This is a genomic window from Klebsiella sp. K4, from assembly GCF_014596785.2.
GTDB classification, from domain to species: Bacteria; Pseudomonadota; Gammaproteobacteria; order Enterobacterales; family Enterobacteriaceae; genus Klebsiella; species Klebsiella pneumoniae.
In genome coordinates this window covers 18,572-32,670 of record NZ_CP115022.1, presented here as the reverse complement: position 1 = coordinate 32,670, position 14,099 = coordinate 18,572, and the positions used below count along the sequence as shown (strand labels likewise).

Sequence of the window (14,099 nt, the reverse complement as noted above, 5' to 3'; positions counted from 1 at the left end):
CTCAGCTACCAGATTGAAGATTTACGCCCAAATAGAGGTCTACGCCTATGACAAAATTCTCCAGGCAATATCAGATATCAGTAGCGTCATATCCGAAAGAGATTTTTAAAGTCACTTTTCCTGATTGTATTTCTTTCAAAATTTAATGAAGGTAAGGTTATTTAGCCAATTGACGCGCCACTTGAATAAGTTATTATTACTTACAGTCACTCTGAACTATCAGCAATTTTACAGGCTCAACAATGCCTGTAGAAATATCTTTGTATCGGTATTATTTTAAGGAATCAATTATGACACTCACTGCATATTACCAGCTAAGGAATACAAAGGCCGCAGGTCTTGGTTTCGAATTGCTGACCAGTGAACCGGGAGCCTTTATTGTGCTGGAAGAAAGCAGTTATGAGAAACCGTATGAAATTGCCCGCTATGGGCATAATGGGAGTGCAGGCGCTCGTTCGAATGCGTTCAGTTGCGCGATGAATAAAGCCCGTAGCCTGCAGAATTACAGTGGAGCAAAGCTGGATTACAACGTTTACGAAGAAACTGCCTGAATCATCCTGTAATAGCTGTGTGTAGTCTTTGCCCGCCGCTGACGGGCTTTTTTATGTGACACCGGACAGGAGCGCCAGGCATCATGACAACGCCCTCTCCTCCTTTGCTTCACTTCCTGTCAGGTTTAAGACGACTATCAAACCGGAACGGTATCTGTTGAGCCTTCTGCACGATCCCGTAAAACTCAGGGTGCTCAGGATTTAACAGATAATTGAACTCTACCGGCGATAAGGCTGAGGGAACACGCAGTGCAACCGAGCTCCTGGTAAATGACCAGGCATCTCCGTAATCAGCCAGTTCCTGAGGCGCATCCTCATCAGCCCAGTTGTCCGGTAATTCATCCATGTTTGCGCTTTGGATCAGTTCATCAGGCACATCGATACTCAGTAGCGTGAAAGAGTCCATTATCTGTGCCGCATGCAGGTGTACCAGCGTCTCCAGCATCGTTAGTGAAGCCGTTTCGGAGACATATACCATTGACACCCCCACGCTATTCCAGCGCCCACCAGCCTCTTTCGCACCATATCCGGTCCAGGCCGTAGAAAGATACTTTGTTTTCGTCAGCCTGTAGAGGATCACGAGTACACCCCATGCTCCAGACGCGTAATCAGCTTAATGACCTCATAGGCTCCAGTTTCGGATGCCATCAGGTCTGCTGGCACTTTCCAGCTCAATGCCCGGTTAGGTTCGTTCAACCACTTCTGTGCGGCTTCCCTGTCGCCTTCAAACAAATCTACCACCCGATCAATGACGCGGATAATACGTACCAGACGTTCACTTTGTTCCGGGTTAAAACGTGCCTTCACACTGCGGCTAAATGTGGTTGACGGGATACCGGACATTTTTCTCAGGTCATTCTGGGTTATTCTGGCCCAGTCAGTTATCCGGTTCGCCACCTTCCCGTCCAGACCTTCATTTATTTGGCCCAGAAGCGCTACGCCATCAGCATTATTTAACCCGGCAACCTGCCAGAGGCGCTGTGGTCTGGCTGGAGTTGAGGACAAACTAAATGTTTTCATAGCAAACCTCCATTTGGTATTTTCATTATACCCAAATGGTAACACCAGAGCAAATATCAACCACCAGCAGACGGAAGGCATTTTTCCTGATTGCGATACTCAGAGTGTAGCGATCGGTATCGAGTCCCACCTCGTTGTGTAGGCTGGAGAGAGCATATCTCTCTTCATTGACCACGCCGGTGCGATGCCCCGACCGGCAAACCATACTTTGCCTTTGCCTGAGTTGTTTATCGTATCCAGTACGTTCATGAGCGCGTCACTGTTTGCATACGACCTCCCTTCATCAAATAACGATAGCTGGGTAACTCCGCAGGGACGGAAATCGTTGAGCATGACTCCCGCCTTTGCATAGTTATGTCCGTCTTTCCAGATTTTATCCAGAGCCCGGCCCGCCGCCGCGATAATGTCCCGCGTATCACGTGATGGAATGCAGAGCTGTTCGCTGGAGACTTTGCTGTAATAGGGTTCATGTTTTGAAAAAGTCGAGGTTTTTATGAAAGCTGATACCTGACCGCAGTACTGACGTTCCTGGCGCAATTTTTCCGCAGCACGTTCAGCATATTGGCAAATTGCCTGCCGCATGGATTCATACGTTGTTATACGCTGCCCGAAACATCAAGAAAAAGATTGTGCTCATTAAATGAACAGATTAGGCTTTCTATTGAAATTGATAGAAAAAAGAGGCTGCATAGCCTTTTTTTTCCTCACTTCTCATCCTTTAGGGGGGAATGGATCTTTTCCATGGGAGTCTCTATCTCTGATTTGTCCATTTGGTCGATGAATAACCAGTTCACTTTCCTGATTGCGGGAGATTGAACGAGCCGCATCTATTGCTTCCTGTTGTGTACGATGGGTAGATGTTACCCGTTCATTACCCTCTCCACGGCTTTGTTGAATAAATCGAACTTTTGCTGAGTTGAAGGATCAGATCACGCATCTTCCCGACAACGCAGACCGTTCCGTGGCAAAGCAAAAGTTCAAAATCACCAACTGGCCCACCTACAATAAAGCCCTCATCAACCGTGGCTCCATAACTTTCTGGCTGGATGATGAAGCTATTCAGGCCTGGTATGAGTCAGCAACACCTTCTTCACGAGGCAGACCTCAGCGCTATTCTGACCTTGCCATCACGACTGTGCTGGTCATTAAACGCGTATTCAGGCTGACCCTGCGCGCTGCGCAGGGCTTTATTGATTCCATTTTTTCTCTGATGAACGTTCCGCTACGCTGCCCGGATTACAGCTGTGTCAGCAGGCGGGCAAAGTCGGTTAATGTCAGTTTCAAAACGCCCACCCGGGGTGAAATCGCACACCTGGTAATTGATTCCACCGGGCTGAAGGTCTTCGGTGAAGGCGAGTGGAAAGTCAAAAAGCATGGCCAGGAACGCCGCCGTATCTGGCGTAAGCTGCATCTCGCCGTTGACAGTAAAACACATGAAATCATCTGCGCTGACCTGTCGCTGAACAATGTGACGGACTCAGAAGCCTTCCCGGGTCTTATCCGGCAGACTCACAGAAAAATCAGGGCAGCATCGGCAGACGGCGCTTACGACACCCGGCTCTGTCACGATGAACTGCGGCGTAAGAAAATCAGCGCGCTTATCCCACCCCGAAAAGGTGCGGGTTACTGGCCCGGTGAATATGCAGACCGTAACCGTGCAGTGGCTAATCAGCGAATGACCGGGAGTAATGCGCGGTGGAAATGGACAACAGATTACAACCGTCGCTCGATAGCGGAAACGGCGATGTACCGGGGCTTTGTTGAATAAATCGAACTTTTGCTGAGTTGAAGGATCAGATCACGCATCCTCCCGACAACACAGACCATTCCGTGGCAAAGCAAAAGTTCAGAATCACCAACTGGCCCACCTACAATAAAGCCCTCATCAACCGTGGCTCCATAACTTTCTGGCTGGATGATGAAGCTATTCAGGCCTGGTATGAGTCGGCAACGCCTTCATCACGGGGAAGACCTCAGCGCTATTCTGACCTTGCCATCACGACTGTGCTGGTCATTAAACGCGTATTCAGGCTGACCCTGCGCGCTGCGCAGGGCTTTATTGATTCCATTTTTTCTCTGATGAACGTTCCGCTACGCTGCCCGGATTACAGCTGTGTCAGCAGGCGGGCAAAGTCGGTTAATGTCAGTTTCAAAACGCCCACCCGGGGTGAAATCGCACACCTGGTAATTGATTCCACCGGGCTGAAGGTCTTCGGTGAAGGCGAGTGGAAAGTCAAAAAGCATGGCCAGGAACGCCGCCGTATCTGGCGTAAGCTGCATCTCGCCGTTGACAGTAAAACACATGAAATCATCTGCGCTGACCTGTCGCTGAACAACGTTACGGACTCAGAGGCCTTCCCGGGTCTTATCCGGCAGACTCACAGAAAAATCAGGGCAGCATCGGCAGACGGCGCTTACGACACCCGGCTCTGTCACGATGAACTGCGGCGTAAGAAAATCAGCGCGCTTATCCCACCCCGAAAAGGTGCGGGTTACTGGCCCGGTGAATATGCAGACCGTAACCGTGCAGTGGCTAATCAGCGAATGACCGGGAGTAATGCGCGGTGGAAATGGACAACAGATTACAACCGTCGCTCGATAGCGGAAACGGCGATGTACCGGGTAAAACAGCTGTTCGGAGGTTCACTGACACTGCGTGACTACGATGGTCAGGTTGCGGAGGCTATGGCCCTGGTACGAGCGCTGAACAAAATGACGAAAGCAGGTATGCCTGAAAGCGTGCGTATTGCCTGAAAACACAACCCGCTACGGGGGAGACTTACCCGAAATCTGATTTATTCAACAAAGCCCATAGCGGACAGAAAGCAAGACCCCAAGGTCCGCTATGAGCGATAAGCAGACGTGACATAATCGTATTATCCACCCTTACGAGCATTCCATTCGTCACGGGTAATTTCCCATAGCTCAGAATCCAGAATACCGCTGACATACGCTTTCTTTTCAGTCCTGATGAGCCGCATGCCACTGCTTTCTGAAATACGTTTGGAACGGTTATTGAGAGCCGCTTTCGGCGCACGCAATACAGTCTTATTTAAAGAATTAAACCAATAATCTGTAGCTGCATTACAGGCCTCGCGCATAAATCCTTTTCCCTGATGCTCCGGAGCTAACCAAAATCCTCGATTATTATCCTCAACATCATACAGACAGATTAAACCTACCAGGTTGTCAGGTGTTTCACGATGTCTGATAGTCCAGATCCAAGCGATTCCATTTGCTATATCAGGCAAGGCCACGTTATTGACATAATTCTCGGCACCATTATCCGGATAGGGCCATGGTACTGATGAAACCATGTACCGAACAATCTCCCAGCGAGGATAAAGTTTTTGAATTTGTGAGGAATCATCTGAGGATAATGGTTTTAACAGTAAGCGTTCTGTATAGAGTATAGGTATTGGCATCCGCGCTTTTCCTTCCTGAGCATAGTGTCTATTATTGTTTAAGCCATTAAATAGCTATCTCAATGTAGCTTGATATATAGAAAACATCCATACAATTGGTGGTGCGGTTAACAAAAAGACAGGGGCAGTTTTTGACACAAAGCAGACGTTAAGACTACAGCATCGGGAAGCTTGCGAATGCCGCGTCAGCGGCATGGAGGCGCCAGCTGAAGTTGAATGGAGTACCGCGGGTAACTGGCGCCGTCGCCCGGCGCAGCCGGCTCCTGGTTCACAAATTCTGCCTGTCAGCCCCCTGCCCTGGTTAGCCTTAACCCGCTATCAGCAATGAAGAAATTAAGGTAATCCCTTTTAACCCCGGTGAGCGGGCTTTACGGCGTTTACGACGTAAAGGGCGTGATTCTGAATGTGATCCATTCATAATCAGCGCTACCTTTAGAGGTTGAATACCCAGCCCCTGGTAAACATAACGTTCCAGGGGGTACTTTACGATGAAGGATATTTTTACAGCGTAAATTCGTTTCCGGGTCCAGTGCCTAGGTTATTTACTATATAAGCATCTATTCTCTGATCAGCTTTGTTGAATAAATCGAACTTTTGCTGAGTTGAAGGATCAGATCACGCATCTTCCCGACAACGCAGACCGTTCCGTGGCAAAGCAAAAGTTCAAAATCACCAACTGGCCCACCTACAATAAAGCCCTCATCAACCGTGGCTCCATAACTTTCTGGCTGGATGATGAAGCTATTCAGGCCTGGTATGAGTCAGCAACGCCTTCATCACGAGGCAGACCTCAGCGCTATTCTGACCTTGCCATCACGACTGTGCTGGTCATTAAACGCGTATTCAGGCTGACCCTGCGCGCTGCGCAGGGCTTTATTGGTTCCATTTTTTCTCTGATGAACGTTCCGCTACGCTGCCCGGATTACAGCTGTGTCAGCAGGCGGGCAAAGTCGGTTAATGTCAGTTTCAAAACGCCCACCCGGGGTGAAATCGCACACCTGGTAATTGATTCCACCGGGCTGAAGGTCTTCGGTGAAGGCGAGTGGAAAGTCAAAAAGCATGGCCAGGAACGCCGCCGTATCTGGCGTAAGCTGCATCTCGCCGTTGACAGTAAAACACATGAAATCATCTGCGCTGACCTGTCGCTGAACAACGTTACGGACTCAGAGGCCTTCCCCGGGTTAATCCGGCAAACCCACCGGAAAATCAGGTCAGCATCGGCAGACGGCGCTTACGACACCCGGCTATGTCACGATGAACTGCGGCGTAAGAAAATCAGCGCGCTTATCCCTCCCCGAAAAGGTGCGGGTTACTGGCCCGGTGAATATGCAGACCGTAATCGTGCAGTGGCTAATCAGCGAATGACCGGGAGTAATGCGCGGTGGAAATGGACAACAGATTACAACCGTCGCTCGATAGCGGAAACGGCGATGTACCGGGTAAAACAGCTGTTCGGGGGTTCACTGACACTGCGTGACTACGATGGTCAGGTTGCGGAGGCTATGGCCCTGGTATGAGCGCTGAACAAAATGACGAAAGCAGGTATGCCTGAAAGCGTGCGTATTGCCTGAAAACACAACCCGCTACGGGGGAGACTTACCCGAAATCTGATTTATTCAACAAAGCCCCCTTAAGGACAAAATCGCTATTGATCTGACCAAGAATAAAATCCTGCGCTAATTCTGTCTCAGAGCAAACGTTCCCCCAGCAATAACAGCTGCCGGGGGAATGACGCCATTACAGCAGTACTTTGGCTTTAGCAACCACGTTGTCGACGGTGAAGCCGAACTCTTCGAACAGCTGCTCAGCCGGTGCAGACTCACCGAAGGTGGTCATGCCAACGATAGCGCCGTTCAGGCCAACGTATTTGAACCAGTAGTCAGCGATACCGGCTTCTACCGCGACGCGGGCAGAAACGGCTTTCGGCAGTACGGATTCGCGATAAGCGGCATCCTGCTTGTCGAACGCGTCGGTGGACGGCATGGAGACCACGCGCGCCTTCACGCCTTCGGCAGTCAGTTTGTCCCACGCGGCCACTGCCAGCTCCACTTCGGAACCGGTGGCGATGAAGATCAGCTCCGGCTGGCCGGCACAATCTTTCAGCACGTAACCGCCGCGGGCCACGTTTGCCAGCTGCTCTGCGGTACGCTCCTGCTGCGCCAGGTTCTGACGGGACAGAATCAGCGCGGTCGGGCCGTCGTGACGCTCTACGCCATATTTCCACGCAATCGCGGATTCAACCTGGTCACACGGACGCCAGGTGGACATGTTCGGGGTCACGCGCAGGGAAGCCACCTGCTCTACCGGCTGGTGAGTCGGGCCGTCTTCGCCCAGACCGATGGAGTCGTGGGTGTAGACCATCACCTGACGCTGTTTCATCAGCGCGGCCATACGTACCGCGTTACGCGCGTATTCCACGAACATCAGGAAGGTGGAGGTGTACGGCAGGAAACCGCCGTGCAGCGCGATACCGTTGGCGATAGCGGTCATACCGAATTCACGCACGCCGTAGTGAATGTAGTTACCGGCAGTGTCTTCGTTGATCGGCTTAGAACCAGACCACAGGGTCAGGTTGGACGGCGCCAGGTCAGCGGAGCCGCCGAGGAATTCCGGCAGCAGCGGGCCAAACGCTTCAATCGCGTTCTGCGAGGCTTTACGGCTGGCGATTTTCGCCGGGTTCGCCTGCAGCTTAGCGATGAATTCGTTAGCTTTGGCGTCGAAGTCAGACGGCATCTCACCTTTCATACGACGGGTGAATTCGGCCGCTTCCTGCGGGAAGGCCTTGGCATAGGCAGCGAACTTCTCATTCCATGCGGCTTCTTTTGCCTGGCCAGCTTCTTTGGCATCCCACTGAGCATAAATGTCAGACGGGATGTCAAACGGCGCGTGTTTCCAGCCCAGCGCTTCGCGGGTCAGCGCGATTTCTGCGTCGCCCAGCGGTGCGCCGTGGGAGTCGTGGGTACCGGCTTTGTTCGGCGAACCAAAACCAATGATGGTTTTGCACATCAGCAGGGACGGTTTGTCGGTGACCGCACGCGCTTCTTCTACTGCGCGTTTGATGGCGTCAGCGTCGTGACCGTCAACGCCGCGCACCACGTGCCAGCCATAGGCTTCAAAGCGTTTCGCGGTATCGTCGGTGAACCAGCCTTCAACGTGGCCGTCGATGGAGATGCCGTTGTCATCATAGAAGGCAACCAGTTTGCCCAGTTTCAGGGTACCGGCCAGGGAGCACACTTCGTGAGAGATGCCTTCCATCATGCAGCCGTCGCCCATGAAGGCGTAGGTGAAGTGGTCGACGATGTCGTGGCCCGGACGGTTGAACTGCGCCGCCAGGGTCTTCTCGGCGATAGCCATCCCGACCGCGTTAGCGATACCCTGGCCCAGCGGACCGGTGGTGGTTTCCACGCCCGCGGTGTAGCCGACTTCCGGGTGCCCCGGCGTCTTAGAGTGCAGCTGGCGGAAGTTTTTCAGCTCTTCAATCGGCAGATCGTAGCCAGTGAGGTGCAGCAGGCTGTAAATCAGCATCGAACCATGGCCATTTGACAACACAAAACGGTCACGGTCAGCCCAGGCCGGATTGTTCGGGTTATGGTTCAGGAAATCACGCCACAGCACTTCGGCAATGTCAGCCATACCCATCGGGGCACCCGGGTGGCCGGATTTGGCTTTCTGGACCGCATCCATGCTCAGTGCGCGCAGTACATTAGCTAAAGTTTTTCGAATTGAATTTTGCATCGTCATGCTATTCCCTGCTCTTTATAGCATTTCTCGGATTTGATTTTCTAACCGGATCTGGTCAGCGGCAAACAGGCGAATACCTTCCGCGAGTTTCTCTACAGCCATCGCGTCCTGGTGATGTTCCCAGAGAAATTCCGACTGCGTCATCGGTAACGGCGGCGTGTCGGTCACACAACCCGCTTCCAGACGGCGTGACAATGGTTCGTCAGTCACCGCCAATTCATCAAGAAGTGCCGGAGAAATCGTCAGCCGATCGCAGCCCGCCAGCGCCTGAATCTGCTCGAGACGGCGGAAGCTGGCGCCCATAACCACTGTCTGATAGCCGTGCGCCTTATAGTACTGATAGATATTGCGTACCGACGCTACTCCCGCATCTGTCTCCACGTCGTATTCTATCTGCGGCTGATTTTTCTGATACCAGTCGTAAATGCGCCCGACAAACGGCGAAATCAGGTATACCCCTGCCTCAGCACACGCTCGTGCCTGGGCGAAGGAAAACAACAGAGTCAGATTACAGTTAATTCCACTGCGCTCGAGCTCTTCAGCAGCACGGATTCCTTCCCATGTGGCGGCAAGTTTAATCAGGATACGCTCGCATCCCACGCCGTTTTGTTTATATAACTGTACAATCTTTCGTGCTTGCGATACGCACATTCCCCGATCCCAAGCATAACGGGCGTCAACTTCGGTGGAGATTCTCCCCGGCACGTGGCGCAGCACCTCAGTACCGATATCCACCGCCACTTGGTCACAGGCGTTCAGCAACTGAACCCTTTCATTACCGCCCTGCCTGCGTGCCTTACCGATGGCGTCGTTAATCAGTGGCTGGTACTGCGGCAATTGTGCGGCTTTCAACACCAGTGATGGGTTCGTTGTGGCATCCTGCGGAGCAAACTTTTTAATTGAGTCAATATCACCGGTATCAGCCACCACAGTGGTGATGGCCTTTAGGGCATTAAGCTGGTTCATGATTTATTCCTCGGCAAGAGAGTTATTCGCTGATTTTACTGGCCTGCTCGTAGTGGCTGATTTTCTCCACCTTCGGTAAAGATGCCCCCCCCTCAAATTCAGCAGTCAACCATGCATCAAGGATTTTCTTCGCCAGTTCCGGTCCTATCACTCGAGCACCCATGGTGATGATCTGTGCGTCGTTGCTCTTACGCGCGCGCTCGGCGGAGAAGGTGTCGTGACACTGCGCGGAACGGATATCTTCCACCTTGTTGGCCACAATATTCATACCTATGCCGGTGCCACAAAGCAGGATACCGCGGGTGTGCTTCTTATCTTTAATCGCCATGGCTACTGTCCAGGCTATATCTGGGTATATAGGATTTTTTACTCCACAGTCGTTGCTGTAGTCGGTCACTTCATAGTTGGTACTCTGCAAATGGGCAATAAGAAGTTCTTTTAATCCAACTGCCGCATCATCAGCACCAATCGCAATGCTCATAGTCATGTTTTTTGTCCTCCAGGAATACCTTGATACCAAAGTACAGTGATTGATCATATGTTCTGTAGCCAGAATACGTCCAGATGAACACAAAAACAAGTTTCGAACATATGTTTTATTTTTTTGACAACAGGGCTGCTTTGTTTGCGTGCCATAAAATCTTTATATTAACAAATAAATAACAAAAAAGAGCTAAATGACCAATTTAATGGCAAGTGCGGTCTACCGGACGATATTTTTTGATGGGCTTCACAATTACTAAACCTCGCACTGCGATCATTCATATGTTCATGTACATTTCATATGTATCAAGCAACGCAACTTCTTCATCACGCGATTAAGGGCAAACAAATGTGTGTATCCTGTGAAAACAAAGTAGTAATGGCAGATGGTATTCCTGAAACAATGAAAGCTGTGGTGGCATACGCCCCTTACGACTACCGTCTGCAGGACGTACCAGTACCGAAAATCGGTCCACATGAAATACTGGTGAAAGTAGAAGCGTGCGGCATCTGCGCTGGCGATACCAAGGCCTTTGACGGCGCACCGAGCTTCTGGGGTGATGAGAATCAACCTGCTTATATAAAGGCACCGATGATTCCGGGTCACGAATTCATCGGCCATGTGGTGGGCTACGGTCCGGGTGTGACCGACTTTAAACTGGGCGATCGTATTATTTCCGAGCAGATTGTGCCCTGTGAAAAGTGCCGTTTCTGCCAGCGCGGTCAGTACTGGATGTGTGAAAAACACGACCTGTATGGTTTCCAAAATAACGTCAACGGCGGTATGGCGCAGTACATGAAGTTCACGAAAGAAGGCCGTAACTATCACGTACCGGATGATATGCCGATTGAGAAAGCTATTCTGATTGAGCCTTATGCCTGCTCCCTACATGCGGTACAACGCGCAAACATTAAACTCGGCGACATTGTCGTGTTGGCGGGTGCTGGTACCCTCGGCCTCGGAATGGTCGGAGCTATTAAAAAGTCCGGCGCGGCGAAGTTGGTCGTGCTGGATCTTTCTGATGACCGTCTGGCGCTAGCGAAAAAATTTGGTGCCGACATCGTGTTGAATCCGAAGCGCGACAATGTGGTTGAACTCATCAAGGAAATGACCGAAGGGTACGGCTGCGATATTTACATTGAAGCAACCGGTGCACAACAGTCCGTTGATCAAGGACTTAAAATGATCCGCAAACTCGGCACTTTTGTGGAATTTTCAGTATTTAAAGATCCAGTAACCGTCGACTGGAGCATCATCAGTGACCGTAAAGAGCTGGACGTGCTGGGAGCGCACCTCGGCCCGTACTGCTACCCACTGGTCATCGAAGGCATTGCAAACGGAGACTTCCCGACTGAAGGTGTAGTGACACAGATCCTGCCGCTGTCCCAGTTCGCCGAAGGTTTCGAAATGATGAAACGTGGTGTAGGTTCCATTAAGGTCGTCCTGGACCCAAATCTATAATCCTGGCGCAATAAAAAAATAAACTTCCCGACCGTAGGCTGTGTCACTGCAGCCTGCTTTATAGAGGCACTAAACATGTTTATGTGGTTATCTCAGAAAACGGGCTTGCCGGTAAAACTGATTTGGGGTTATTTAGGGGTTATGGTGTTTATGATGGGGGAAGGGCTGGAGCAAGGATGGCTGTCGCCTTATCTGATTAAAAACGGTATGACGGTACAAGAATCAGCGCTGCTCTTCAGTGTATACGGCTTTGCCGCGGCCATTTCTGCGTGGTTCTCCGGCGTACTGGCTGAAATATACTCCCCCAAACGCGTGATGATTGTTGGACTGGCGCTGTTTATTGTTGGATCGGTGATTTTCCTACGCTACGGCCTGCCGAGTAACAATCTGGAAATTATGATCCCGACGTATGCGTTAAGAGGTCTCGGTTATCCACTTTTTGCTTATGGCTTTCTTGTGTGGGTAACCTATGAAGCGCCACCACAGCGTCTGGGTTCAGCAGTGGGTATCTTCTGGTTCGTTTACAGCGGCGGTCTGAGCGTATTGGGTGTGTTCTATTCAAGTATTGCCCTACCATACCTTGGTGAAATACACACACTGTGGAGCGCTCTGATTTTCGTGGTGCTGGGTGCATTGATTGCGTTAGTGTTGAACCGTAACAAAGAAGTTCAGAATGCAGGCAAGTCTAAGGATAAACTCTCTTTTAGCTACGTTAAAAAGGGCATAACCATTGCCTTTGAAAATCCCAAAGTCGGTCTGGGCGGCATTGTACGTACCATCAACACTGCCGGGGCCTATGGTTTTGTGGTCTTCATCCCAACTTATATGATGGATCTCGGCTTCACTCGTACTGAATGGTTACATATGTATGCCGCGCTATGGGGCGTCAACATTGTTTTTAATCTGATTCTAGGTGTGCTGAGTGATGGTGTAGGGTGGCGTAAAATTGTGCAGTGGTGCGGTTGTGTGGGTTGTGCAGTGACCTGCCTACTGTTTTACTACGTACCGTACTTTCTTGGTCCAAACTACTGGCTGACAGTGATTGCAGCCGGTATGTTCGGGGCCTGTCTGGCGGGTTACGTGCCACTGTCAGCAATGATGCCGTCATTGGCTCCAGAAAACCGCGGCGCAGCGATGTCCGTCTTGAACCTCGGAGCCGGTCTTAGCACCTTCTTTGGTCCAGCTATCGTCGGTGTATTTATCGGTAGCGTTGGTGCCTCCGGGGTTATTTGGATTTTCAGTGGCCTGTATATTGCCTCCGCCGTTATGATGAATTACATCCGACTTCCGAAAGAAGAGCCGGGGTATGTGAAAAAAACGGCCAAAGAATTTTGATGCTGTTAACGAATTAAATCCTGCGCGAATCAGTTTTTGGCTGATCCATGATAAATAGCGCAGGTCTTAAATTAAAGACTGATTATAATGTAAATACATTAAGGAATTATGATGAACAGAATTATCAATGACCCTGATTATGTTGTCGAAGATGCGTTGAAAGGCTATCTGAAAGCGCACCCGGAATATTTGGCTGCAACCGATAATTCACGTGTCATGAAATACCCTCAGGCTCCGATTCAGGGCAAGGTAGGAATTGTGACCGGCGGAGGCTCCGGTCATGAACCGGCCTTCCTGGGGTATGTTGGTAAGAACATGCTCGACGCGGTAGCAATTGGTGAAATTTTCTCTTCCCCGACAGCAGGAGCCTTCCTCGATGCATTTAAGTCTGCGGACAGCGGCGCGGGAGTGGCTTGCCTGTATGGCAACTATGCTGGCGATAATATGAACGTCAAGATGGCTATCAAAAAAGCCTCGGCATTAGGTATGACGGTGAAAACTGTCGTTGCGAACGACGATGTGGCCTCTGCTCCGGCCAGTGACAAGGCCAAACGCCGCGGCGTAGCCGGGGAAATCCTGATGTGGAAAGTCGGCGCAGCAGCTGCAGCCAAGGGCTATGACCTGGACAGCGTGATTGGTGCTGCGCAGAAAGCGATTGATAACTGCCACTCCATCGGAGTCGGTCTGTCTTCATGTACCATTCCGGCAGTGGGTCATCCGAATTTCCATATTGAAGACGGCACCATGGAAATAGGTATCGGTCATCACGGCGAGCCGGGGATTGAAGTCTCCCCTATCCAGAAGGCCTCAGGAATTGCAGCCGCTATGCTGGATTATATCACGACCGATATGACACCGAATGCAGGTGACGAAGTAGTAGTGCTAGTGTCCGGCCTCGGTGCTACGCCAGTGATGGAACTATATATCTACTACGCGGAAGTGGAAAAACTGCTCACCGCACAAGGGGTTCGTATTCATCGCCAGTATGTGGGTAACTACTTCACCTCGCTGGAGATGATGGGGGTTACCCTGACGGTTATGAAGGTGGATGCGGAACTGAAAGAATTAATGGATCTTCCAGTGCAGTCAATCGGTCTCACTCAGGTGGAGGTATAA

Annotated in this window: 13 protein-coding genes and 2 pseudogenes; 7 read left to right on the top strand and 8 right to left on the bottom strand. The window is 50.9% G+C overall.

All coding sequences use genetic code 11. The features are described 5' to 3' along the window. Nucleotides 1–290 precede the first annotated feature (290 nt). A complete protein-coding gene (locus IB144_RS26275) occupies nucleotides 291–551 on the top strand; it encodes a hypothetical protein (RefSeq protein ID WP_149358982.1) in 261 nt (86 codons plus the stop codon). 109 nt (nucleotides 552–660) lie between these two features. Here the strand turns inward: IB144_RS26275 and IB144_RS26270 are convergent, their stop codons facing one another. The 4 genes and pseudogenes from IB144_RS26270 to IB144_RS26255 all read right to left on the bottom strand — a co-directional run bounded on the left by IB144_RS26270 (nucleotide 661) and on the right by IB144_RS26255 (nucleotide 2,468). Then, a complete protein-coding gene (locus tag IB144_RS26270; RefSeq protein ID WP_004144067.1) occupies nucleotides 661–1,131 on the bottom strand; it encodes an RES family NAD+ phosphorylase in 471 nt (156 codons plus the stop codon). Next, nucleotides 1,128–1,571 (bottom strand): antitoxin Xre/MbcA/ParS toxin-binding domain-containing protein, encoded by a 444-nt coding sequence (locus IB144_RS26265; RefSeq protein WP_023288274.1) that lies wholly within the window; start codon nucleotides 1,569–1,571, stop codon nucleotides 1,128–1,130. The genes IB144_RS26270 and IB144_RS26265 overlap by 4 nt, the downstream gene beginning before the upstream one ends. A 99-nt stretch (nucleotides 1,572–1,670) precedes the next feature. Beyond that, nucleotides 1,671–2,183, bottom strand: a pseudogene (locus IB144_RS26260) (DUF4113 domain-containing protein); the annotation flags it as partial. A 99-nt stretch (nucleotides 2,184–2,282) separates the two neighbouring features. Continuing rightward, nucleotides 2,283–2,468: a DUF2188 domain-containing protein gene (locus IB144_RS26255; protein ID WP_071953846.1), complete on the bottom strand. Its 186-nt coding sequence runs from the start codon at nucleotides 2,466–2,468 to the stop codon at nucleotides 2,283–2,285. A gap of 19 nt (nucleotides 2,469–2,487) precedes the next feature. Between IB144_RS26255 and IB144_RS26250 the strand changes: the two are divergent. Both IB144_RS26250 and IB144_RS26245 read left to right on the top strand, forming a co-directional pair. Continuing rightward, nucleotides 2,488–3,324 (top strand): annotated as a pseudogene (locus IB144_RS26250) (IS5 family transposase); the annotation flags it as partial. A gap of 32 nt (nucleotides 3,325–3,356) precedes the next feature. Beyond that, nucleotides 3,357–4,325, top strand: coding sequence for an IS5-like element IS903B family transposase (locus IB144_RS26245; RefSeq protein ID WP_072193976.1), 969 nt, complete (start codon nucleotides 3,357–3,359; stop codon nucleotides 4,323–4,325). A 122-nt stretch (nucleotides 4,326–4,447) separates the two neighbouring features. Here the strand turns inward: IB144_RS26245 and IB144_RS26240 are convergent, their stop codons facing one another. Continuing rightward, the gene (locus IB144_RS26240; RefSeq protein WP_023320124.1) at nucleotides 4,448–4,996 is read right to left on the bottom strand and encodes a GNAT family N-acetyltransferase; all 549 of its coding nucleotides are present in this window, start codon (nucleotides 4,994–4,996) and stop codon (nucleotides 4,448–4,450) included. A gap of 602 nt (nucleotides 4,997–5,598) precedes the next feature. On the opposite strand from IB144_RS26240, the gene IB144_RS26235 reads away from it, so the two are divergent. Continuing rightward, nucleotides 5,599–6,513, top strand: coding sequence for an IS5 family transposase (locus IB144_RS26235; protein ID WP_327629989.1), 915 nt, complete (start codon nucleotides 5,599–5,601; stop codon nucleotides 6,511–6,513). A 220-nt stretch (nucleotides 6,514–6,733) separates the two neighbouring features. Here IB144_RS26235 and tkt read toward each other — a convergent pair whose 3' ends face one another. Genes tkt through IB144_RS26220 form a run of 3 tightly spaced genes read right to left on the bottom strand, consistent with a single transcriptional unit; the run spans nucleotide 6,734 to nucleotide 10,190 of the window. Continuing rightward, complete coding sequence (gene tkt, locus IB144_RS26230) at nucleotides 6,734–8,731, bottom strand: transketolase (protein ID WP_148722914.1); 1,998 nt, start codon at nucleotides 8,729–8,731, stop codon at nucleotides 6,734–6,736. A gap of 21 nt (nucleotides 8,732–8,752) precedes the next feature. Continuing rightward, complete coding sequence (gene tal, locus IB144_RS26225) at nucleotides 8,753–9,703, bottom strand: transaldolase (RefSeq protein ID WP_064357833.1); 951 nt, start codon at nucleotides 9,701–9,703, stop codon at nucleotides 8,753–8,755. 22 nt (nucleotides 9,704–9,725) lie between these two features. Next, nucleotides 9,726–10,190 carry an RpiB/LacA/LacB family sugar-phosphate isomerase gene (locus IB144_RS26220; protein ID WP_064357835.1) on the bottom strand — a complete coding sequence of 155 codons (465 nt, stop codon included), beginning with the start codon at nucleotides 10,188–10,190 and terminating at the stop codon, nucleotides 9,726–9,728. 345 nt (nucleotides 10,191–10,535) lie between these two features. Here IB144_RS26220 and IB144_RS26215 point away from each other — a divergent pair, with 345 nt between their 5' ends. The 3 genes from IB144_RS26215 to IB144_RS26205 all read left to right on the top strand — a co-directional run bounded on the left by IB144_RS26215 (nucleotide 10,536) and on the right by IB144_RS26205 (nucleotide 14,099). Continuing rightward, a complete protein-coding gene (locus tag IB144_RS26215) occupies nucleotides 10,536–11,648 on the top strand; it encodes an alcohol dehydrogenase catalytic domain-containing protein (protein ID WP_064357907.1) in 1,113 nt (370 codons plus the stop codon). Nucleotides 11,649–11,723: 75 nt separating this feature from the next. Then, a complete protein-coding gene (locus tag IB144_RS26210) occupies nucleotides 11,724–12,983 on the top strand; it encodes an MFS transporter (protein ID WP_064357836.1) in 1,260 nt (419 codons plus the stop codon). Nucleotides 12,984–13,094: 111 nt separating this feature from the next. Continuing rightward, nucleotides 13,095–14,099, top strand: a complete 1,005-nt coding sequence (locus IB144_RS26205) for a dihydroxyacetone kinase subunit DhaK (RefSeq protein ID WP_064357838.1) — start codon at nucleotides 13,095–13,097, stop codon at nucleotides 14,097–14,099.

Excerpts from the sequence above, each read along its gene's own strand:
- tal (WP_064357833.1), bottom strand. The coding sequence starts at position 9,703 with ATGAACCAGCTTAATGCCCTAAAGGCCATCACCACTGTGGTGGCTGAT.
- IB144_RS26275 (WP_149358982.1), top strand. The coding sequence starts at position 291 with ATGACACTCACTGCATATTACCAGCTAAGGAATACAAAGGCCGCAGGT.
- tkt (WP_148722914.1), bottom strand. The coding sequence starts at position 8,731 with ATGCAAAATTCAATTCGAAAAACTTTAGCTAATGTACTGCGCGCACTG.
- IB144_RS26205 (WP_064357838.1), top strand. The coding sequence starts at position 13,095 with ATGAACAGAATTATCAATGACCCTGATTATGTTGTCGAAGATGCGTTG.
- IB144_RS26240 (WP_023320124.1), bottom strand. The coding sequence starts at position 4,996 with ATGCCAATACCTATACTCTATACAGAACGCTTACTGTTAAAACCATTA.
- IB144_RS26210 (WP_064357836.1), top strand. The coding sequence starts at position 11,724 with ATGTTTATGTGGTTATCTCAGAAAACGGGCTTGCCGGTAAAACTGATT.
- IB144_RS26215 (WP_064357907.1), top strand. The coding sequence starts at position 10,536 with ATGTGTGTATCCTGTGAAAACAAAGTAGTAATGGCAGATGGTATTCCT.
- IB144_RS26220 (WP_064357835.1), bottom strand. The coding sequence starts at position 10,190 with ATGACTATGAGCATTGCGATTGGTGCTGATGATGCGGCAGTTGGATTA.
- IB144_RS26265 (WP_023288274.1), bottom strand. The coding sequence starts at position 1,571 with ATGAAAACATTTAGTTTGTCCTCAACTCCAGCCAGACCACAGCGCCTC.